The sequence below is a fragment of the Klebsiella terrigena genome, assembly GCF_012029655.1.
GTDB lineage: Bacteria > Pseudomonadota > Gammaproteobacteria > Enterobacterales > Enterobacteriaceae > Klebsiella > Klebsiella terrigena.
This window is the reverse complement of sequence record NZ_CP050508.1, coordinates 1,347,911-1,369,340: the sequence shown is the minus strand read 5'-3', so window position 1 is coordinate 1,369,340 and position 21,430 is coordinate 1,347,911. Positions and strand designations below refer to the sequence as shown.

At 59.7% G+C, this 21,430-nt stretch carries 14 protein-coding genes; 3 read left to right on the top strand and 11 right to left on the bottom strand.

What is annotated here, in order from left to right:
* Positions 1–41: 41 nt before the first annotated feature.
* From der to HCK03_RS06475, 10 genes are all read right to left on the bottom strand, one after another.
* Entirely contained in the window at positions 42–1,520 is a 1,479-nt protein-coding gene (der, locus tag HCK03_RS06520; protein ID WP_041146706.1) for a ribosome biogenesis GTPase Der, read from the bottom strand.
* Positions 1,521–1,634: 114 nt separating this feature from the next.
* Positions 1,635–2,813, bottom strand: coding sequence for an outer membrane protein assembly factor BamB (bamB, locus tag HCK03_RS06515; RefSeq protein WP_041146707.1), 1,179 nt, complete (start codon positions 2,811–2,813; stop codon positions 1,635–1,637).
* Between the two features lie 10 nt (positions 2,814–2,823).
* Positions 2,824–3,444: a YfgM family protein gene (locus HCK03_RS06510; protein WP_076947809.1), complete on the bottom strand. Its 621-nt coding sequence runs from the start codon at positions 3,442–3,444 to the stop codon at positions 2,824–2,826.
* 34 nt (positions 3,445–3,478) lie between these two features.
* Positions 3,479–4,753, bottom strand: a complete 1,275-nt coding sequence (hisS, locus tag HCK03_RS06505) for a histidine--tRNA ligase (RefSeq protein ID WP_041146709.1) — start codon at positions 4,751–4,753, stop codon at positions 3,479–3,481.
* Positions 4,754–4,844: 91 nt separating this feature from the next.
* Complete coding sequence (ispG, locus tag HCK03_RS06500; RefSeq protein WP_076947808.1) at positions 4,845–5,966, bottom strand: flavodoxin-dependent (E)-4-hydroxy-3-methylbut-2-enyl-diphosphate synthase; 1,122 nt, start codon at positions 5,964–5,966, stop codon at positions 4,845–4,847.
* Positions 5,967–5,992: 26 nt separating this feature from the next.
* The gene (rodZ, locus tag HCK03_RS06495; RefSeq protein ID WP_115192123.1) at positions 5,993–6,970 is read right to left on the bottom strand and encodes a cytoskeleton protein RodZ; all 978 of its coding nucleotides are present in this window, start codon (positions 6,968–6,970) and stop codon (positions 5,993–5,995) included.
* Between the two features lie 272 nt (positions 6,971–7,242).
* Complete coding sequence (locus HCK03_RS06490; RefSeq protein ID WP_041146712.1) at positions 7,243–8,409, bottom strand: dual-specificity RNA methyltransferase RlmN; 1,167 nt, start codon at positions 8,407–8,409, stop codon at positions 7,243–7,245.
* A 292-nt stretch (positions 8,410–8,701) separates the two neighbouring features.
* Entirely contained in the window at positions 8,702–9,133 is a 432-nt protein-coding gene (ndk, locus tag HCK03_RS06485; protein WP_041146713.1) for a nucleoside-diphosphate kinase, read from the bottom strand.
* 160 nt (positions 9,134–9,293) lie between these two features.
* Positions 9,294–11,618, bottom strand: a complete 2,325-nt coding sequence (gene pbpC, locus HCK03_RS06480) for a peptidoglycan glycosyltransferase PbpC (protein ID WP_167691288.1) — start codon at positions 11,616–11,618, stop codon at positions 9,294–9,296.
* Positions 11,619–16,568: an alpha-2-macroglobulin family protein gene (locus HCK03_RS06475; RefSeq protein ID WP_167691287.1), complete on the bottom strand. Its 4,950-nt coding sequence runs from the start codon at positions 16,566–16,568 to the stop codon at positions 11,619–11,621. It abuts the gene before it with no gap.
* A 626-nt stretch (positions 16,569–17,194) separates the two neighbouring features.
* Here HCK03_RS06475 and HCK03_RS06470 point away from each other — a divergent pair.
* The 3 genes from HCK03_RS06470 (at position 17,195) to sseA (ending at position 20,599) form a co-directional block, all read left to right on the top strand.
* Positions 17,195–18,406, top strand: a complete 1,212-nt coding sequence (locus tag HCK03_RS06470) for a hypothetical protein (protein ID WP_167691286.1) — start codon at positions 17,195–17,197, stop codon at positions 18,404–18,406.
* Between the two features lie 37 nt (positions 18,407–18,443).
* Positions 18,444–19,628, top strand: coding sequence for an amidohydrolase (locus tag HCK03_RS06465; protein ID WP_167691285.1), 1,185 nt, complete (start codon positions 18,444–18,446; stop codon positions 19,626–19,628).
* 122 nt (positions 19,629–19,750) lie between these two features.
* Positions 19,751–20,599, top strand: a complete 849-nt coding sequence (gene sseA / locus HCK03_RS06460) for a 3-mercaptopyruvate sulfurtransferase (protein ID WP_041146718.1) — start codon at positions 19,751–19,753, stop codon at positions 20,597–20,599.
* A 30-nt stretch (positions 20,600–20,629) separates the two neighbouring features.
* Here the strand turns inward: sseA and sseB are convergent, their stop codons facing one another.
* Positions 20,630–21,406 (bottom strand): enhanced serine sensitivity protein SseB, encoded by a 777-nt coding sequence (sseB, locus tag HCK03_RS06455; RefSeq protein WP_041146719.1) that lies wholly within the window; start codon positions 21,404–21,406, stop codon positions 20,630–20,632.
* Positions 21,407–21,430 lie beyond the last annotated feature (24 nt).

Below are 21,430 nucleotides of genomic sequence, written 5' to 3'. Positions count from 1 at the left end.
TCTGCGGCAATAAAAAAACCCGCCAGCGGCGGGTTTATCTCTTACTTTCCTTTCTTGATGTGCTTAATCAAGCGCTTACGCTTACGCATCTGGTTCGGCGTCAGGGTATTACGTTTGTTGGCAAACGGGTTCTCGCCCTCTTTGAACTGGATACGGATCGGCGTACCCATAACTTCCAGCGATTTGCGGAAGTAGTTCATTAGATAGCGTTTGTAGGAGTCCGGCAGGTCTTTGACCTGGTTGCCGTGGATCACCACGATCGGCGGGTTGTAACCACCGGCGTGGGCATATTTCAGCTTCACGCGACGGCCGCGTACCAGCGGCGGCTGATGGTCTTCCGCTGCCATGGTCATAATACGGGTCAGCATCGCCGTGCTCACGCGACGGGTGGCGCTGTCATAGGCTTCGCGTACCGATTCAAACAGGTTGCCGACGCCGCTGCCGTGCAGGGCAGAGATAAAGTGCACGCGGGCGAAATCGATAAAGCCCAGACGGAAGTCGAGGGTCTCTTTCACCTGCTCTCTGACTTCCTGGCTCAGGCCGTCCCACTTGTTGACGACGATCACCAGCGAGCGGCCGCTGTTGAGGATAAAGCCGAGCAGGGAGAGATCCTGATCGGAAATACCTTCCCGCGCATCGATAACCAGCAGCACCACGTTGGCGTCTTCAATCGCCTGCAGGGTTTTGATAACCGAGAACTTTTCTACGACATCGGTAATTTTACCGCGCTTACGTACGCCCGCGGTATCAATCAGGACGTATTCGCGCTCATCGCGCTGCATCGGAATGTAAATGCTGTCGCGGGTGGTGCCCGGCATGTCGTAGACCACGACGCGATCTTCACCGAGAATACGGTTGGTCAGCGTTGACTTACCAACGTTCGGACGACCGACGATGGCCAGCTTAATCGGCAGATCCTGCGGATTAAAGTCATCCTCCGGCTCTTCCGGCAATTCGCCGTTCTGCTCGGCTTCAAACTGCGCCCAGTAGGCAGCGTCTTCGTCAACTTCTTCCGACGGGTCGATCTCTTCTGCCCACGGCAGCAGCACGTGCTCCAGCAGGCTGGTCACGCCGCGACCGTGCGATGCGGCGATCGGGTGGATATCACCGAGGCCCAGCGTCCAGAAGTCAGCAATGGCCTGATCGGCATCGATGCCGTCGGTTTTGTTCGCCACCAGGAAGGTTGGCTTCTCACGAGAACGGAGGTGCTTGGCGATCGCCGTATCCGCAGGCATCAGGCCGGCGCGCGCATCAACCATAAACAGCACCACGTCAGCTTCTTCAATCGCCATCAGCGATTGTTCAGCCATGCGTGTTTCAACGCCATCTTCCGTGCCATCGATACCGCCGGTATCGATACAGATAAATTCACGTCCTTCTACTTCAGCACGACCGTACTTACGGTCACGAGTCAGCCCCGGAAAATCCGCGACCAGCGCATCACGAGTGCGAGTCAAGCGGTTGAAGAGCGTGGATTTTCCAACGTTAGGGCGCCCGACAAGCGCGACCACAGGTATCATGTTAAATGCCTCATACAAATTACTATGCAACGTCGTTTTTCACGACGCTTTTAAAAACAGGAAAACGGCCCCTGTATACCAGGGGCCGTTTCTCAATCCTGACTACCGCGCAACTTAACGCGTAATCGAGTACAGCGTACCGTCCGTTGCCTGGATTAGCAGGCGACCGTCAGCCACGATGGGGTCAGTGCGGAAGCCGGAGCTGTCAACCTTCTGCTGAGCCACAAAGTGCCCATCTTCCGGGTTTACCCAGTGCATATAGCCTTCGCTATCGCCGACGACCAGATTACCATTATACAACACCGGAGCAGTCAGCAGACGATGCAGTAAATCGCTTTGCGTCCACAGCGTCACGCCGCCTTCGGTGGTCAACGCCAGCAGGCGATCGTTCTGATCGACCAGGTAGATACGGTTGCCGTCAACGATAAAGTCGTTCACCGAGCCCAGCTCGCGTTTCCACATGATCTGGCCGCTGCGCAGATCCAGCGCGGTCAGGTTGCCGTTGTAAGCGAGCGTATACACCACGCCGTTGACGATAACCGGAGTGGTATCAACGTCGTTCAGGCGATCGATTTCAGTCGGGCCAGTGGCCTGAGAGATGCGCTGCTGCCAGATGATCTGACCCTGCTGCATCAATACCGCGCTAACGCGACCGTTATCGCCGCCAACAATGGCCGCGCCATAGGCGGTCGCCGGTGCGGATTCACCGCGCAGAGAAAGCGCCGGCATATCCAGGTTGACGGTCCACTTCACCGCGCCGTCGGCTTCGTTCAGCGCCTGCAGCTGGCCGTTGCTGGTGTGAACCAGCACCATACCGTCGCTGACGACCGGACGAGAAATCGCTTCACCGGCCACGCGGGTCTGCCATGCCACGGTACCATCGCTGGTATTCAGGGCAAACAGCTGCGCTTTTTCACTGCCGATATAGACGTGACCGCCGGAGACGGTGACGCCGCCGGAGAGCAGCGCCGGCGTGCGGGAGAACCAGCCGTCTTTCTCGGCCAGGTTCACCGACCACACCTCTTTCCCGTCGTCAGCGCCCAGCGCTTTAACGGTGCCTTTACGGTCGGCCGCATAGACCACGCCGTCGGCAAAGGCCGGATGGAGGTTAGAGTAAAATTCGCCGATACCATCGCCAACTGAGGTGCTCCAGGACGTGGACGGCGTAAACTGATTTTCCACCGTCGGCAGTGGCGACATTTTCACCACATCTTCTTCGCTGTTAAACAACGAACAACCGCTTAATAAGGTAACGGAAAGCAGCCCTGGCAAAAGTAATTTACGCAATTGCATCGAGTCCCTCTCAGATGGACAAATTATTTATTTTCATACGCATCATTTCGCTGAGCGCCGGTGAAGCATCGCTTTTCACGCCCGCTTCCCACGCCGCGCGAGCGCCCTGCTTGTCGCCTTTATCCAGCAGAATCTCACCGCGAAGATCGGCAACAATCGCGGTCCAGCCTTCGCCTTTGATCCCCTCAAGGGTCTTCAGCGCCGCATCAGGGTTTTTCAGCTGCAGCTGCACGCGAGCAAGACGCATGTTGATAACCGACTTCAGATTATCATCCGGGGCGGCGGCTAATCCCTGCTGGAGCTGCTTTTCAGCGCTCTGCAGATCGTTTTTCTCAACAAAGCGCTGCGCCAGCTCCAGGGAGGCAAACGCACCGTAGGCGTTTTTGCTGTCAGCGGCGAACTTCTGCGCCGAATTCAGCGCTTCAGGCTTGTCCGATTTAAGCGCGGAAATGGCATTCTCATAGGCTAAAGAGGAGTCTCTGGCCGTATCCTGCTGATGAGAGCTCCAGTAGCGCCAGCCAACCAGCGCCCCAATCCCTAAAATCACCCCAACGGCCAGCGCTTTGCCATTTTCGGCAAAGAAACGCTTTAGCGCATCGACCTGATCGTTTTCGTTGTTATACGTTTCCACGCAGTCCTTCTCCTGACTAATGATTCCCGGGAGATTAACCCAGAAGTGTGCGCAAATGCGCGGCAACGCTATCCTGCGTTACGGTAGTTTGCTCACCTGAGCGTAAATCCTTCACTACCACGTTTCCGTCAGCAATTTCTGATTCACCAACCACCAGAGCAATGCGAGCGCCCCACTTATCAGCACGGCCGAACTGTTTCTTAAAGTTGCCGCCGCCGTGGTTGGTCATCAGCTTAACGCCGGGCAGCTCATCGCGAATCCGCTCAGCCAGACGCATTGCTGCGGACTGGGTATCGGTTCCGGAGGCTACCAGGTATATATCGACAACAGGATCGGCTTTAAATTCCGGATTAACGGCCTGGACCAGTAAAACAAGACGTTCCAGCCCCATCGCAAAGCCAACTCCCGGCGTTGCGCGCCCGCCCAGCTGCTCGACCAGACCGTCATAGCGGCCGCCTGCGCAGACGGTTCCCTGCGAGCCGAGGCTGGTGGTTACCCACTCAAACACGGTGCGGTTATAGTAATCGAGCCCGCGCACCAGGCGCTGGTTAACGGTATAGGCGATGCCCGCGTCGTCTAACAGCGCGCACAGGCCGGCAAAGTGCTGTTTGGACTCTTCATCCAGGTAGTCGCCCAGCGCCGGCGCATCGTTCAGCAGCGCCTGCACTTCCGGATTCTTCGAGTCCAGAACGCGCAGCGGGTTAGTGTACATGCGGCGTTTGCAGTCTTCGTCGAGCTTATCTTTAAACTGCTCAAGATAGGCGACCAGCGCATCGCGATAGCTGGCGCGCGCTTCCAGCGAACCGATGGAGTTCAGCTCCAGCGCGACGTGCTCAGAGATACCCAGCTCACGCCACCAGCGGGCGGTGAGCATAATCAGCTCGGCGTCGATATCCGGTCCCTGCAGACCAAAGACTTCAACCCCCATCTGATGGAACTGGCGATAGCGGCCCTTCTGCGGACGCTCATGGCGGAACATCGGCCCGACGTACCACAGACGCTGTTCTTGATTGTACAGAAGACCATGCTCGATGCCGGCACGAACGCAGCCCGCAGTCCCTTCCGGACGCAGCGTCAGGCTATCGCCATTGCGGTCCTCAAAGGTGTACATCTCTTTTTCAACCACGTCGGTCACTTCGCCGATCGCGCGCTTGAATAACGGGGTCTGCTCTACAATCGGCAACCGAATTTCGCTGTAACCGTAGCTGCCGAGCACCTGTTTCAGTGAGCCTTCAATGCGCTGCCAGAGAGCGGTCTCGCCCGGCAGATAATCGTTCATGCCACGGATGGCTTGAATGTTCTTTGCCACGTTTATTCTCTTTATATATATACAAAAATGAACCCCGGCGCGTTGCGCCCGCGGGTCCAATCATACACGGGAAGTCTTACGCTGCCCCGGATTATTTCTCTTCGACCTGCTGGACGTCAATACGGCGCGCTTCATCAAGCATCGAGGCTTTCGCACGGATACGCGCTTCCAGCTGATCGATCATATCGTCGTTATCCAGCCGGTCTTTACGCACGCCGTCTTCGTACAGGCCGCTCTTTTTATTGCCGCCAGTGACGCCGAGCGTCGAAACCAGCGCTTCGCCTGGGCCATTCACCACGCAGCCGATGATCGAAATATCCATCGGGGTAATGATATCTTCCAGCCGCTGCTCCAGCGCGTTGACGGTGCCGATCACGTCAAACTCCTGACGCGAACAGGTCGGGCAGGCGATGAAGTTAATCCCGCGGGCGCGTATGCGCAGAGACTTCAGGATATCGAACCCAACCTTGATCTCTTCAAGCGGATCCGCCGCCAGCGAAACGCGCAGCGTGTCGCCGATCCCTTCGTTAAGCAGCAGGCCGAGGCCGATCGCCGATTTTACCGCGCCGCTACGGGCGCCGCCGGCTTCGGTGATCCCAAGATGCAGAGGCTGATCGATCTGTTTCGCCAGCAGACGATAGGACTCCACCGCGAGGAACACATCCGACGCCTTTACGCTGACCTTGAACTGATCGAAGTTCAGACGATCGAGATGATCGACGTGGCGCATGGCTGATTCCAGCAGCGCCTGCGGCGTTGGCTCGCCGTACTTTTCCTGCAGATCTTTTTCCAGCGACCCGGCGTTAACGCCGATGCGGATAGGAATATTTTTATCACGGGCGCAGTCAACAACCATGCGAATGCGCTCTTCGTTGCCGATATTTCCCGGGTTGATACGCAGACAATCCACCCCGTACTCCGCCACTTTCAGGGCGATACGGTAGTCAAAGTGGATATCGGCGACCAGCGGTACGTTGACCTGCTGTTTGATGAGCCTGAACGCTTCCGCCGCATCCATCGTCGGTACGGAGACGCGGACGATATCCGCGCCAACGCGCTCAAGGGCTTTGATTTGATTTACGGTCGCGGCCACATCGGTGGTGCGCGTATTGGTCATCGACTGGACGGCGATGGGGGCGCCATCGCCAATCGGCACATTCCCAACGTAAATTCGTTTCGATTTTCTACGTTGAATCGGAGCCTGGTTATGCATGAAAAATCTCCCGCGTTACCCGTCTGTTACTGCGCCGGTGAAGTTTCGGCATTAAGGGTCAGACGCGCAACCTGGTTAGTTCTGATAAAACGACTCAAATCGACTGGTTTACCCAGATACTGAATCTGTACCGCAGCCGGCGCACCGATTTTCAGCTTATAAGGTGCCTGGCCGCTTAAGTTCAGGTTACCGCCCTTACGTTGCAAACCGCTGAACAGCTTTTTACCGGTTGCATCGCTAACTTCCAGCCAGCAGTCGGCAGAGAAGTTCAGGACCAGATCCTGAGCCGCAGCGGCTGCGGTCACGTTCGCCTGATCGGTTGGCAGCGGAGAGGCCGGAACCGCAGCGCCAGCTGCGGTATCGACCTGCGCCTGAGACGGAGCAACGACGGCGTTATTATTCGCCGCGGTCGCCGCCGGCGCCGCCGGGGCAGGAGCCGGCGCGGCTGAGGTATCCACAGGTGCGCTGTTCGCTACGTCCGGCGCCGTGTTATCGGCACCGTTATCTAAGGGAATGCTCTGGCTGCCGCTGTCGCCCGCATTCAGCTCGGCGGTTGACTGGTCGGCCATCGTGGAAATCTCTTCCTGCTGCGCCTTATGGTCTTGCCACCACCAGGCGCCGCTCAGGCCAATCACCACAAACAGCACCAGCCAGGTGAAGCTCATCAGCCAGCCGTCGCGCTTTTTACGGCGTTTGCCCAGAGAGAAGCTCTGCATCGGCGCAACTTTCGCCGCGCGAATAGGCGCCTGTTTTGCCATCATCGGCAGCAGCTCTTCTTCCGGAATACGCACGAGACGTGCATAGGAGCGGATGTAGCCGCGCAGGAAGGTTGAAGCGAGGTCGGCTGGCGCCTTGTCGTCTTCGATATCACGAACCGTGGAAACCTTCAGGCATAAGCGCTCAGCCACCGCTTGCTGGCTGAGTCCGAGTTGTTCGCGGGCGTTGCGCAGACGCGTGCCCGTAGTATTTGCTTCTTGATGATCTTGAGTGGCTTCAGTATTCATTCGACAACTACTGGTACGTGAAATTTAAAGTTCAGCGCCGGTAAACCCCGCGCCGCGAAACATCTGCAAAGCGTCAAACAAACAGTATAAGTCCGTATGGCGAACTATCACAGATACTTATCAATATTGAATGCTAAGCGGTTGTTGTGCCGCTACATACTGCCTCAAAGTCGACAAAAACGCACCGTAATTATTGGCCGAATCAGCCTGGTTCGCCTGCCGGGGAAACATAATTGTGCAGCGCGCGTGAAATATTGCGCGCTGCGCATTTGTCAGATCGCTTTCACGTCAATCGTTTCGCCCTGCATACGCTTGCGCAGCGTACGTTTGGTACGGTCGATAACATCACCGGCAAGCTGTCCGCAGGCGGCGTCGATATCGTCACCGCGCGTTTTACGCACGATGGTCGTGAAGCCATAATCCATCAGCACCTTGGAGAAACGGTCGATGCGGCTGTTGGAGCTGCGGCCATACGGCGCGCCCGGGAACGGGTTCCATGGGATCAGGTTGATCTTGCACGGCGTATCCTTCAGCAGCTCTGCCAGCTCGTGCGCATGCTCGGTACCGTCGTTGACGTGATCGAGCATCACGTATTCGATGGTCACCCGGCCCTGGTTGGCGTTGGACTTGGAAATATAGCCGCGCACCGAGTTCAGGAAAGTCTCGATGTTGTACTTTTTGTTGATCGGCACGATCTCATCGCGAATCGTATCGTTCGGCGCATGCAGAGAGATGGCCAGCGCGACGTCTATCATATCGCCGAGCTTATCCAGCGCCGGGACCACGCCGGAAGTGGAGAGCGTCACGCGACGCTTGGAGAGACCAAAACCAAAGTCGTCGAGCATGATTTCCATCGCCGGCACGACGTTGGTCAGGTTCAGCAGCGGCTCGCCCATCCCCATCATCACCACGTTGGTGATCGGACGCTGGCCGGTAATTTTTGCCGCACCGACGATTTTCGCCGCGCGCCAAACCTGGCCGATAATTTCAGAGACCCGCAGGTTGCGGTTAAAGCCCTGCTGCGCCGTTGAACAGAATTTACACTCTAACGCACAGCCAACCTGAGACGAAACGCACAGAGTCGCGCGATCCTCTTCCGGGATATAGACCGTTTCAACGCGCTGATCGCCGACGGCAATCGCCCATTTGATGGTGCCATCGCTGGAGCGCTGCTCCTCGACCACTTCCGGCGCGCGAATTTCCGCGACTTCCTTCAGCTTATTGCGCAGGACCTTGTTGATATCGGTCATATCATCAAAGTCATCGCTGCAGTAGTGATACATCCATTTCATCACCTGATCGGCGCGGAAGGGCTTCTCGCCCATGTTTTTGAAAAACTCGCGCAGCTGCTGACGATTCAGATCCAGCAGGTTAATTTTGGCATCTTTGTTCGGCACCGTCAGAGCGGCGTTATCAGGCGTGACAATATGTTCAGACATAATCTATTCCGGCCTCGTTGTTACACGTTATGGCCCCAGGTGGGTTGAAAAAAAGAAGCGCCCCAATGAACGAGTGCTCGTCCAGGGGCGCTGCATTGTACAAAGTCTGGTGTATCAATACCACGTTTGCACGCGGCAATGATGAAAAAATCTGTTGCTGCGTACTCAGTCCTCTATGGCTTTTCGAGTGTCGCAAGGCGGCAAGCAAGTAAATCCCCGGGAGCATAGATAGCTATGTGACCGGGGTGAACGCGCGCAGCCAACGCCGCGACGGTCGAAAAGACGACGAGGATTAGCGGGTGCGCGGGCAAACCTCGCCTTCGGCGAAGAAGAACGCGATTTCGCGGGCAGCAGATTCAACGGAGTCGGAACCGTGGGTGCCGTTCTCGGTGAAGCTGTCAGCGTAGTCTGCACGCAGGGTGCCGGCCAGCGCGTTGTCCGGGTTAGTTGCGCCCAGCAGGTCACGGTGACGCTGCACGGCATTTTCGCTTTCCAGAACGGAGACCACGATCGGGCCGGAAGTCATGAACTCAACCAGACCGTCAAAGAACGGGCGACCTTCGTGCTCAGCGTAGAAACCGCGAGCCTGCTCAACGGTCAGGTGCAGCATTTTGGTGCCAACGATTTTGAACCCTGCAGCTTCGAAGCGAGAAAAGATGCCGCCAATAACGTTTTTTGCCACCGCGTTTGGTTTAATGATGGAAAAAGTACGTTCAATAGCCATGATTACCTCTAATAAAATTTTATGTTGTTGGGCATACGATCGTATGGCCTGGCGCGCATTATAATGAGCAACTCAGGCGCTGCCTATGGATGAAGGTAACATTTTGTTAAAATAAGACGAGCTTTAGCAACACAAAAAGCAGGGCCTTGCCGCCCCGACTTTATTGCAGAGTGAAATTCGCCGCCGCAATCTGTCCCGCCTCATCCATCACCACCAGCTGATAGCTATCCAGCCGCTCCAGGGTCAGGCTCGCGCCGGCCCCCGCCGCCTCCAGCGGTTCGCCGTTGAGAAACCACCAGCGTCGCCCTTCGCCGCCGGTGGTCTGCAGCGGCACCACCACCCGCGCCGCGCCGGGTAAACGTTTAATGACCGCGCCATCGCGGATGCCGGAAAGCACCAGCGGCGCGGCATCGACGGCCTGCGGCGGCGGACACTGCGCCGATGCCGGCCCCAGCCTCGCCCGACGGCGTTCGTTTGCCGGCAGCCATGGCTCCAGCGGCAGCGGCCAGACGTCGACGTTTTTCTCCATCGCGCCCGGACAATCGGCCGCCACCCGCAGTCCTTGCTTATCTACCCATATTGGAAAACGAATCCCGCGCACGCCCTCCTGACCCGGCAACAGCAGCGTCGGCGGCTGGCTATCGTCGAGCAGCCAGGTAGCCAGCCGACGGCGGCAGTTAGCGTCTCCCGCCGGCAGGCTCTGCCCGCCGGGCCAGCAGATGGTGGCCGCCCTCACCGACGGCGGGCGCGGATCGGCGGGCAGCCCGTCGCGGCCGGTCGTCGGCCTCGCCAGCAGCATATTGTTGACCTGATTGAGCAGCGGTACCGCGCTGGCGAAGCCAAACTGCCCGACCACCGGCGTACCGTCAGGCCGCCCGGTCCAGATCCCGATAAGATAGCGGGCGTTAACGCCAATCGCCCAGGCGTCGCGATAGCCGTAGCTGGTGCCGGTTTTCCACGCCAGCGGCACCACCTGAACCAGCGAGTCGTCGGGCACCGGCTGGGATTCACCGGCCAGAATTCGCCGCACTATCCACGCCGCCCCCGGCGACAGCAGCGGCCGTTCCACCAGCGGGGCTTCCGGCGTCATCCGCAGCCGCCCCACCCTGCCGTGACGGGCAAACGCGCTATACGCCGCCACGATATCCTCCAGCCGGGCGCCGGCGCCGCCCAGGATCAGCGATAGGTTGGGCTCGGCACCCGCCGGCAGCATCAGCGGCAGGCCGGCGTTGCGCAGCGTAGCGGCAAACCGTTTTGGCCCGTAGGCTTCCAGCACCTGCACGGCCGGCAGGTTCAGAGAGCGCACCAGCGCGTCGCTGGCGCTGACCGGGCCGTGAAAGCCGCTGTCGAAGTTACCGGGCCGGTAATCGCTAAACCGTCGCGGGACGTCCTGCAGTAAAGAGGCCGGATGGATCAGCCCCTCGTCCAGCGCCATGCCGTAGACAAACGGCTTCAGTACGGAACCCGGAGAGCGGATCGCCGATACCATATCGATGTGCCCGAAACGGCTGTCGTCGCTAATATCCGCCGAGCCGACCCAGCCCCGCACGCGCATATCGGTATGATCGACGACGACGATCGCCAGCGAGCTGCGCGGCGGCAGGCGTGATTTCCAGTTGAGGGCTAAATCCTCCAGCTGGCGCTGCAGCCCGGCATCGAGGGTCGTCACCACCTTATCTTCGCGGCTGCTGGCCAGCATCCGCCGGGAAAACAGCGGCGCCAGCTGCGGCATCTGGCGGGGGAACAGCCATACCGGCTCTTCCGTCGCCTCGCGCACCGTCTTCTCCGACCACACGCCCTGGGTTTGCATGCGCGCCAGCACCTTATCGCGCGCCGCCTGGGCCCGCTGCGGCCAGCGGTCAGGACGCAGGCGGCTCGGCGCCTGCGGCAGCACCGCCAGCAGGGCCGCTTCGCCGTAGCTGAGCCGGGCCGGCGGTTTCCCGAGGTACGCCCAGCTGGCGGCGCCGATCCCCTGCAGCGTGCCGCCGAACGGGGCGCGATTGAGGTACAGGGTCAGGATCTCGCTTTTCGACAGATGCCACTCCAGCTGCAGCGCGCGCCACAGCTGGCGCAGCTTGCCGCCGAAGGTTCGGGGATGAGGGTCGAGCAGCCGCGCAACCTGCATGGTCAGCGTGCTGCCGCCTGAGATGACGCGCCCGGAGGTGAGGTCCTGCCAGGCCGCGCGGGCAATGGCCAGAGGGTTTACGCCGGGGTGATCCCAGAACCAGCGGTCTTCATACTGGATCAGGGCCTGAAGATAGCGCGGCGACACGTCATCGAGGGTCACCGGATAGCGCCAGACGCCCTGCTTATCGGCAAAGCGCCATAGCGGCGTACCGTCCTGCGCCACCACCACCCGGGCCGGAGCCACCTCGTGCAGCGGCAGGGGCCACAGGCGATCCGCCGCCAGCAGCGCCAGCCACAGCAGAAAGGGCGTCGCCGCCAGCCATCGCCAGCGGCGCCTTATCTTCACCAACCGCCGCATTTACGGGGTAACGTTCAGCGGGCCGCTGGCCGTGCCGGTTGCCCGCCACTGCGGAACGTACATCGACTCCACCTGCGGCTGCGGCACCTGATAGGTGCCAGGCGTTACCGCCCGCGCCAGGTAGACCAGCGTCACCGGCTGCCCTTCGTTTACCGCTACCGCAGCAACAAAGCGATCGTCGCGGAATTCGATATGCTGAATATCCGCCTGCTGCATCTGATTGAGCAGGTTCTGCACGGCCTCACCGTTCTCCTGCAGGCTGGCGCTGCTGTTTGCCAGGTTCTGGTTTTCCAGCTCAAGCCCCGCCGGCAGCAGATCGACGACCAGCGCATCCGGCACGTTGCGCGTCGCGGTAATTTCCAGCTTCACCAGCACCAGCTCGCCGCTGCGCAGCGAGGTCAGCGATTTTTGCTGGCCGCGGGTGTCGAAGACGTGCCGTTCAATACCCAGCACGTTGCCCGCAGGCTGCGGGGCGCTAAGCGGATAGCCGCTGCTGTCAAGACGCAGCCAGAGCGGCTGGCTGCCGGTATTGCTAACCTGCAGCGCCGCCAGCTGGTCGCCGGTCAGGTTACGGGTCTGCGCTTTATCCGCCGCCAGCGGCTGCGCCTGCAGCGAGGTTTGCGCCTGCCAGCTGCCGGGAAGATCCTGCAGCGTGCGGCCGGCAAGGAACAGGGCGTTGGTCTCCTGAGTAGAGAGCCAGCGCTGACCGTAGGCCTCGTCAGCCAGGCTGCTCAGCAGCGCGTTTTGCGCCTCCGGCAGCAGCTTATTCTCTTCCAGCAGGGCCAGCTTCAGGGCATCATCGCGCAGCGCGCTGCCGTAATCCCCCAGCCAGCGATCCCGGTCCTGACGCGGCGTGGTCATCGCCAGCTTCAGCGCCTGCTCGCCGCGCGGCGCGTCGCCCATTGTCTTCAGCGCAATGCCAAGCTGCAGCAGCGGCAGGCCGGAACGCGCCTGCTCGTGGCGGGTCCAGATTTCACGCAGCGCGCCAAGCGGCGCCTTTTGCTGACGAGCCAGTACCAGAGCGGCGTAGGCCTGGGCGGCAAAGCGGCTGGCCGGCGCGTCGTCGCTGTAGCGAACGGTCATCAGCCCAGGCTCCTGCAGATAGCGCAGCAGGCGCTGGTTGCCGTTATTGATGGCGTTGGTCGGCACGCTGTAGCCCTGCTCGCCCGCCCGCACCAGGAAGTCCATGGCGTAGGCGGTGAGCCAGTACTCCTCGGGGCCGTTTTTATCCCATAGCGCAAAGCCGCCGTCGTCGCGCTGCATTTGCAGCAGGCGCGCGATGCCGATATCCACCGCCGCGCGGCGTTTTTCATCGCTGTCGCCGGTAATGCCCAGCGTTTTTAGCTGCGCCGCGCTGGTGTAGAGCGACGGGAACAGTCCGCTGGCGGTCTGCTCCAGGCAGCCGTAAGGATAGGCCTTCAGGTCACGAATATAGCGCGCCAGATTGAGCGGCGGCTTGCCGCTGAACACCAGCTGCCCCTGCAGGGTCGCCGGCGAGAAGCCGAGGGTTTGCTCCGGCGGCACCTGCCAGCTTTCGCCAGGCTGCAGCACCGCGCCAGCGTTAACCGTCCGCGCCGGGAAGGCCGGACGGACGCCAATTTTCCACTGCTTTTGCATCGGGGCGAAGGTCTCACCCGGCAGATTCAGGCCGCTGATGGTCGCACTGAGCTGACCGTCGCCAAACCCCTCTTTGGCGCTCACCGGCACAAACAGGGTACGACGTGCGCCCGGCGCCAGCTGAACCGGCGGGATTTCCGGCTGCGCAAGCTGCAGCAGACCGTCGGCGCTCAGCGCGACGTTCAGGGTTTGCGGCCTGTCGGTCAGGTTGCTGAGATCCAGCGCCAGGCGCGTGGTATCGCCGCTGGCGAGGAAGCGTGGCGTATTCAGCTCGGCAATCACCGGCGCGGCGACCACCACTTTGTCTTCACTGCTGCCAAAATCATCGGCGGTCCACGCCTGGGCCATCACCCGCAGCTCGCCGTTAAAATCACCGATCGGCAGCGTCACGGTGCCTTCGCCCTTGTCATCGAGCGTCACCGGCTGGGCCTGTTGGGCAATAATCGTCACGTGGTTAACCGGCGGCTTACCGCCGCGTTTGAGCTCGTCGCCGTCGCCGCCGAAGCGCAGGCTCACCAGTCGTCCCTGCCCCTCAATGACCTGGCCGTAGATATCGTAAATATCCGCCCCGTAGCGCTTCTGGCCAAAAAAGGCGTTCCACGGATCCGGCGTCGCGTAGTCGGTAATGTTCAGCACGCCGCTATCCACCGCCGAGAGCAGGACATTCACCTGCTTCGGCGTCTCGCCCTCTTTGACGCTGGCTTTCACTTTGACCGTCAGCGGCCGGTTGGGACGCATTTTTTCCGGCGCATCCAGCTCCAGGGTCAGGCGGCGGCTTTCATCACCGAGCGGCAGATGCAGCAGCCCCACTGCCCGTTTCGGCGTCGCGGAGCGCGATTTGTCGCCGGGGCGGATCACCAGCGTGCTGAGATAGAGGTCGTGGCGGTTCCAGGCTTTATCAACCGGGATGGAGAGATCCATTCCCGCAGCCGGAACGTCAATTTCCTGCCACCACAGCGGGCCTTCGCTGGACTCGACCATCGCATAGCCTTTGCCAGCCGCCGGCGCGGCGATATGCAGCTTAATGGTGTCGCCGGGTTTGTAGGCCGGTTTATCCAGCTTCATGGTGACCCGGTCCGGACGCGCGGCTCCCGCGCCGTCGCTGTTATCCTGCCAGCTGTATCCGGCCCAGAAGCGCACGCTGCTGACCGCCCCATCCGGATCCTTCACCTCCAGCCGGTAGGAGCCCCACTCCACCGGGAAGCTGACCTTCGCCGTTTGCCCGGTCTGCAGATCCAGCGACTCTTCGCCCTCCTGCAGATCTTTCTGATCGAACTGCGACTGCCAGCCTTCGCTATCCGACCAGTTCCAGTAGTAGTCGCGGCGTTCGCGAATGAGGCGCACCTGCAGTCCGGAGACCGCTTTTTTGTCTCCGGCCGCGTCGGCGTAAACAATCTCAAATCCGGCGTTGCTGTTTTCATCCACCACCGGCTGCTTCACCGTGCTGTCGGTGCGGTAGTCGTACACGTCCTTCAGGGCGAATTCAGGACGGATGCCCGGCAGCGCCTCGGCAGGCCAGATCGCCTGCTGCACGGTGCGGGTCACCGGACGACCGCCGGACTCCAGCAGGCTGGCCTGTAAAATCACCTGCAGCGGCGAATGGCTATCCTGCCACTGGCTGGCAGTCGTCACTTCCCCGTGGCCTTTTTCGTCCAGCGTCATCTGGACTTCATCGAGGCTGCGGGAGAGGTTTTCTTCAGCAATATCGCCAAACTGGAAGCCCGGCAGCGCGGCAACCGCATCGCGCAGCGGGCGCAGGAACAGTTTCCCCTGCAGCTGATTGCCGCTGGCAGGCGCGCCGTATAGATAGGCCCCGGCGACGGCAAAGGTCACGTCGGCGTTCGGCGCCACGGCGCCCTTTTGTCCGCTCAGGTTCAGCGCCATACGCTCGGGCATAAAGTCTTCGACGTGGAAGTCCCACTCGCGCGGCTGATTGTCGCCGGTGCTGGCGCGGATATGCCACATGCCGGTCGGCGCGCCGGCGTCGAGCGGCCAGGTAAACTGATACAGGCCGTTCACAGGCTGGCTCATCCGGGAGCTAATCACCTGGCCGTCCGGCTGAACCACCTCGAGCTTCACCGGCTGCTCGGCCAGCGGCCTGCCGTCGCCGTCGCGCAGCAGCGCGTTGAGGATCACCGTCTCCCCAGGGCGGTAGAGATCCCGAGGGCCAAACATAAAGAACTGCTTGCTGAAGCCGGGGGCTCCGGCAATGGCGAATTCCGCCAGATCCAGCGCCGGCAGCTTAAGATCCAGCAGAGTGGTTTGCCCCTCTTTGCGTGCCAGCAGCAGCGCGGCCTCTTTATCGGTTTGCAGCGTCACGTGGCCCTGGCCGTCGCTTTTGGCCTGCGCCAGCGTCTGCCCTTTGGCGTTGAGCAACTGAACCTCGATACCGGACTGCGCGGCGCCATTTTCGAGACTTTGGGTGAAGACGTCCAGCCGGTTGTGGTAGCGATGCGCCGAGACGCCGATATCGCTGAGGGTAAACAGTGTCGCGGCGTTGCTGTAGCTATAGTGGCCCGCCTGGTTCATCACCGCCACGTAGACGCCCGGCTGCTGCAGCGGTTTGATATCCGCCAGCGGCAGCAGCAGCTTTTCCCGCGTATTGCGCGCCGGGTTGAGGTCAAAACGCCCGCTGTAGACCAGGTCGGCCATTTTCAGCAGCTCGTCGGACTCCCAGTTGCTTAGCGAATTTCGGTACTCCCACTGGCTGACGAAGGCGGACAGCGATTCGGACTTGATGCGGAAGAAGTTCACGTCGACGTTATCAACGTTCAGGGCCATCACCGGCAGCCCGGCCACCACTTTGCCCGGCAGCAGCGAACCCCGACTGGCAAAGCCGATGCTGGGGGCGACGTCGCGGGTGGCGATGGTTTTTTCAAAAGAAGTGCCGAAGGTCGCGGTATTCAGCGCGGTGAGCGTAGGGTCAACGGAGACAATCAGGTCGCGTTTCGGCTCAAGATGGCGCAGGCGCAGCTCTTTCAGGTTCGGCGCCAGCTCCCAGGCGCCGTCAACCTTACCGCTTTTTTTATCGACGAGGTGCACGCTGCGGGAGAAATCCTGATCCGGCTGCAGCGGAATGGAGAAGGTCAGGACCAGCGTCGCCGCCCCGTCCAGCTGGACCTCCGAGGCGTCGAGCAGCGTCAGCGCCTTGCCTTTGCTTTTCTCCGCCAGCTTAGCGAGCTGGGCGCCGTCCGGTTTCGCCGCGTTCGGCTTATCCGCGGAAGAGGCGGCGGCTGGCCCGGCGGTCTGAGTTTTGCCGCTGTCGTCGCAGCCGGCAAGCGAAAGTGCGGTAAGCAGCGCCAGCGACAGCGTCGCTAAACGAAATGGTTTCATCCTTTAACCCCTCGGCCCAACGGCCTGATATCTGTAGTGAACATATTATTATGCGTCAATGGCGGAATTACCAGTTGCTTATAATATCCACAGCGCGTCGACGGCCTGATTTTGCCGATGATATAATTTCAGCGATACGTTTTACCCGGCAGATGAGAATAATGACTAGGGCGTATTTGCGTCCGGGCAGCGCGAAAGATTACAACAAACCTCGCGCGATGAATATAAAATATGTCGCAGAGCGCAATTAAAAATAAGAGAGACTAAAAATACACAGGCTTAATTATAATGTGAAAACGCATACTTCCGCCCGGCTTAATTCTGAAATTAACATTAGCCCCCACCTATAAATTGACAACCAGTTGGTTTTCTCTTACTTGAACGCTATACCGTGATATGCCATGCCGCCCTTACCTTCGCGGCGGCCGTCCATTCTCAGCTTCAGATGGAGAAATGGTTTCATTGCCGCTGCCCGGCAGGCGCATGATTGACGATATATGTTGATGCCCTCGTCGGCTAAAAAACTTCTGGTGGTAGCACTGACCGCCCGTTCTGCGGAATCAATAACGGCACAACAGTCATCCGTTCCGGATTGACATATAAAATAAATAATATGGGAATTATCTATGTCACAAATGAGCGCTCTTTTAATTATTCTTTTCATTCTTTATACAGGCGATGTTATTTCTACGCGGACAAAAGCCTGGGTTCCTTCCGTCTTTGTTTGTGCAGCGCTGTTTCTGGGCGGGTACTGGACTTTTTTCCCGGAGGATATTATCAGCCGGGCGGGAATCACCGCGCCCGTCGCCATCATGCTGATGTATCTTCTGATTACCAATATGGGAACCCTGCTGTCGCTGAAGGAGCTCATGCGCCAGTGGAAAACGGTGGTCGTTGCGCTGGCGGGTATCGCCGGGATAACGGTGGCCGTTTTCGCGGTGAGCCTGCTGCTGTTTGATCGCAACACCGCGCTGGTTACCATCCCGCCGCTGGTCGGCGGGATCGTTTCATCATTGATTATGTCGCAAGGCGCAAGCAACGCCGGGCTGGTGGATCTGTCGGTGCTGGCGATTCTGATTTACGTGATGCAGGGATTCGCCGGCTATCCCTTCACCGCCATCATGCTGCAACGCGAAGGAAAAGCGCTGCTTACGCGCTACCGCAGCGGCGAACATCATCCTGATAGCGCTGAAGATGAACGGACCCTCCTCGCCTGCGGTGAAGAAATGATGCCGCGGTTGTTTAGCCGCATCCCCACAAGCTACAACAGTACCTATTTTAAATTCCTGCGCCTGGCGATAGTGGGCTGCCTGGCCTGGTTTGTCTCCGAGCTGGCAAAGCCCATAGTCAGCATCAGCCCGTTCGTACTGTGCCTGTTTTTTGGCGTGGTCTTTACTTCATTGGGCTTTCTTGAAAAACATACGCTGCAAAAAGCGAACGGCTTCGGCTTTGCCGTAATGGCATTGATGCTGTTTATCTTTGATACCTTGAACAAAGCCACGCCGGATATGCTGCTGCGTCTGCTTTTCCCGATGGCGGTGCTCATCGCCACGGCGGTTATCGGCATGTTTATCGTTTCCTGGGCCATAGGGAAAGCGCTCGGCGTCAGCGGCGCCATGTCATTCGCCATCTCCCTGACCGCGCTGTACGGCTTTCCGGCGGATTACATCATCACCAACGAAGCCATTAACTCCCTCACCCAGGATGAAAAAGAACGCCAGATGCTGACTCAGCACATGCTGGGGCCAATGCTGGTCGGCGGGTTTATCTCCGTGACGATTGTTTCCGTCATCCTCGCCGGAATACTGGTGGGCTATCTGGTGCCGGCTGTGGGCTGAACGCTTTCATTTTCTACGTACCTATGGAGTCCGTTTTATGATTAACCCCGCTATTACCGCCATCGTCGCCAGAGAAGAGCAGGCGACAATCGCCTTTCGCCGCGATCTCCACGCCCACCCGGAGCTGCCGTGGGAGGAACGGCGAACGACGGAGCGCGTCGTGGCGGAACTGGAGAGCATCGGCATCGCCTGCCGTCGTACCGTTCCGACCGGCGTCATTGCAGACATCACCGGCGGCAGGCCGGGCAAGACGGTCGCCCTGCGTGCCGATATGGATGCGCTGCCGGTGCAGGAGCTCAACGATCGGCTCAGCTATAAATCGCAAATCGACGGGAAAATGCACGCCTGCGGGCATGATTCCCATACCGCAATGCTGCTCACCGCCGCCCGTGCGCTGTACGAGGTTCGCGAGCAGATGTCCGGTAACGTGCGTTTAATTTTTCAGCCCGCCGAGGAGATTGCCGAGGGGGCGAAGGCCATGATCGACCAGGGCGCGCTCGATAGCGTCGACAACATTTTTGGCATGCATATCTGGTCCGGTTCGCCTGCCGGTAAAATCTCCTGCAACCTGGGGTCGTCGTTTGCCTCCGCGGATTTACTCAAAGTCACTTTTCGCGGCCGCGGCGGTCACGGCTCAATGCCGGAGGCCTGCATCGATGCGGCAGTCGTCGCCTCCGCCTTCGTGATGAATTTGCAGGCTATCGTGGCGCGTGAAACTTCGCCGCTGGAATCCGCGGTGGTCTCTATCGGCCGAATGGATGTCGGCACCCGGTTCAACGTGATTGCCGAAAATGCCGTTCTTGACGGCACCGTGCGCTGTTTCAGCATCGAAACCCGCCAGCGCCTGGAGGCCGCAATAGCGCGCTATGCGCAGCATACCGCGGCGATGTATGGTGCCACCGTTGCCGTCGACTACTGCTACGGCACGCCACCGGTGATTAACGAAGAGCGCAGCGCACGGCTGGCGCAATCGGTGATCCGCGAGGCCTTCGGCGACGACGCGCTATTCAGCGAAAAGCCAACGACCGGCGGAGAGGATTTCAGCTTTTATATGCAGGACATCCCCGGCTGTTTTGCCCTGCTCGGCTCCGGCAATAAAGAGAAAGGGAGCGACTACGCCCACCATCACGGATGCTTCAATATTGATGAGCAGGTGATGAAAACCGGCGCCGGGCTGTACGCCCAGTACGCCTGGCGCTATCTGCATCAAAACCGCTTCTGATCGTTTCTCCCCGGCGTGCGCCGGGGACATATCACATTACGATATCTATTACGTGAAAATGCCTTGTCGGTAAGGGCAAAAACATCAACAATCTATCTATTGTTGATGACACGGAGAGAGCCATGTCCACTTCGTTTTTTGTCGCCGCCGACTGGCTGGCAGAACATATTGATGACCCGGAAATCCAGATTATCGATGCCCGAATGGCGCCAGCAGGTCAGGAATCCCTGCGTGATATGGATGCGGAATATCGCGCGGGCCATATTCCCAACGCCGTCTTTTTCGATATTGAAGCCCTATCCGATCGCACCAGCCCGCTGCCGCATATGATGCCGCGGGCGGAAGCCTTCGCCGTGGCGATGCGTGAGCTGGGCGTCAGCAGCGATAAGCATCTGGTGGTTTACGATGAGGGTAACCTCTTCTCGGCCCCGCGCGCCTGGTGGATGCTGCGGACCTTCGGGGTTGAAAACGTCTCTATTCTCGCCGGCGGGCTGGCCGGCTGGCGGCGCGATGAGCTGCCGCTGGAGCAGGACGAGCCGCAGCTGCCGGAGGGTGAATTCGACGGCCGCTTCGATCCGCTGGTGGTTAAGCGGCTGACCGACGTGCTGCTGGTGAGCCATGAAGGATCGGCCCAGATCGTCGACGCGCGTCCGGCCGGGCGCTTTAACGGTCTCGTCGATGAGCCGCGTCCTGGCCTGCGCCGGGGGCATATTCCCGGGGCGCTGAACGTTCCGTGGACCGAGCTGGTGATTAACGGCGAGCTGAAAACTATCGACGAGCTGAACGATATTTTCCTGCGCCAGGGCGTAGACTTCGAGCGGCCGATTATCGCCAGCTGCGGATCCGGCGTCACGGCGGCGGTGGTGGTGCTGGCGCTGACAACGCTGGGCGTTAACGGCGTCAGCCTGTACGACGGTTCGTGGAGCGAATGGGGCGCCCGCGCTGATTTGCCGATAGAGCCAGCGCACTAAAACAGCGGCGGGGTTAGCGCCCCGCCGTCATCAGATAATGCGGTTTTGCTTGAAATCACGCAGGAAGCTGCCCCAGCGCTTTTCATAGAATGGCGTGATATGGGCAATCATAAAGTGGCTGATGCCCTTCTCCCCTTCGACCACCTGGCAAATATCGATCGGCTCATCGCCGGGCTGGGTGTCGGTTGCCACGCTGCCGGTCGCCTGGATTATCTCTTCGATATCCCCCTCGGCCTCAATGCCGATCAGCAGGTTCGCCGGCGCGTCCGCGCTATCTTTGATCGAGCACAGAAACGCCCGCTTCACGGTTTTCAGGGATTTAAATAGCGTGGTCAGCGAATCCACCATCTGCGCCGGCGGCTCGGCCACCTCAGAGAGCAGCAGCGACTCCCCGCCTTCCAGCACGGTTTGCGTGCTCAGCGGACCGCCCTCTTCACCCAGCAGATGCTTGATTTCGTTCGGCGTGAACTCTTTTCCGGCCGGCAGTTTGGCGTTGAGGAACAGCGTCTCGCCCAGGGTCATCGCCATCAGCGTACGCGCCGGCATCGCGACAAAAGACTGCTCGTCTTCGACCGCCTGCTGCAGGGCCTCCAGCGAGGTAAAAAAGGGAATGACCGAGGCGCCATCATCTTTTTCCCAGTGCTGCAGGTCGACGGCGCTCTCCTCCACAACCTGTTCACCTTCCGCCGCCGCGCCGGGCACCCAGACGGTGGACTCCAGCAGCGTACGGAAAAAAGCCGGGCGATGGCCGGGCTCAATCGCCGCCTTTTCCAGCAGAGTTTCTAATTCATTTTTAGTTTCGGACATGGCTCTCACAACATCAGAATCAGC

Bases quoted from the DNA above. Each gene is read 5' to 3' on its own strand.
- HCK03_RS06465 (WP_167691285.1), top strand. From the start codon at position 18,444: ATGATTAACCCCGCTATTACCGCCATCGTCGCCAGAGAAGAGCAGGCG.
- sseA (WP_041146718.1), top strand. From the start codon at position 19,751: ATGTCCACTTCGTTTTTTGTCGCCGCCGACTGGCTGGCAGAACATATT.
- ndk (WP_041146713.1), bottom strand. From the start codon at position 9,133: ATGGCTATTGAACGTACTTTTTCCATCATTAAACCAAACGCGGTGGCA.
- HCK03_RS06470 (WP_167691286.1), top strand. From the start codon at position 17,195: ATGTCACAAATGAGCGCTCTTTTAATTATTCTTTTCATTCTTTATACA.
- HCK03_RS06490 (WP_041146712.1), bottom strand. From the start codon at position 8,409: ATGTCTGAACATATTGTCACGCCTGATAACGCCGCTCTGACGGTGCCG.
- sseB (WP_041146719.1), bottom strand. From the start codon at position 21,406: ATGTCCGAAACTAAAAATGAATTAGAAACTCTGCTGGAAAAGGCGGCG.
- rodZ (WP_115192123.1), bottom strand. From the start codon at position 6,970: ATGAATACTGAAGCCACTCAAGATCATCAAGAAGCAAATACTACGGGC.
- HCK03_RS06475 (WP_167691287.1), bottom strand. From the start codon at position 16,568: ATGAAACCATTTCGTTTAGCGACGCTGTCGCTGGCGCTGCTTACCGCA.
- bamB (WP_041146707.1), bottom strand. From the start codon at position 2,813: ATGCAATTGCGTAAATTACTTTTGCCAGGGCTGCTTTCCGTTACCTTA.
- ispG (WP_076947808.1), bottom strand. From the start codon at position 5,966: ATGCATAACCAGGCTCCGATTCAACGTAGAAAATCGAAACGAATTTAC.
- pbpC (WP_167691288.1), bottom strand. From the start codon at position 11,618: ATGCGGCGGTTGGTGAAGATAAGGCGCCGCTGGCGATGGCTGGCGGCG.
- der (WP_041146706.1), bottom strand. From the start codon at position 1,520: ATGATACCTGTGGTCGCGCTTGTCGGGCGCCCTAACGTTGGAAAATCC.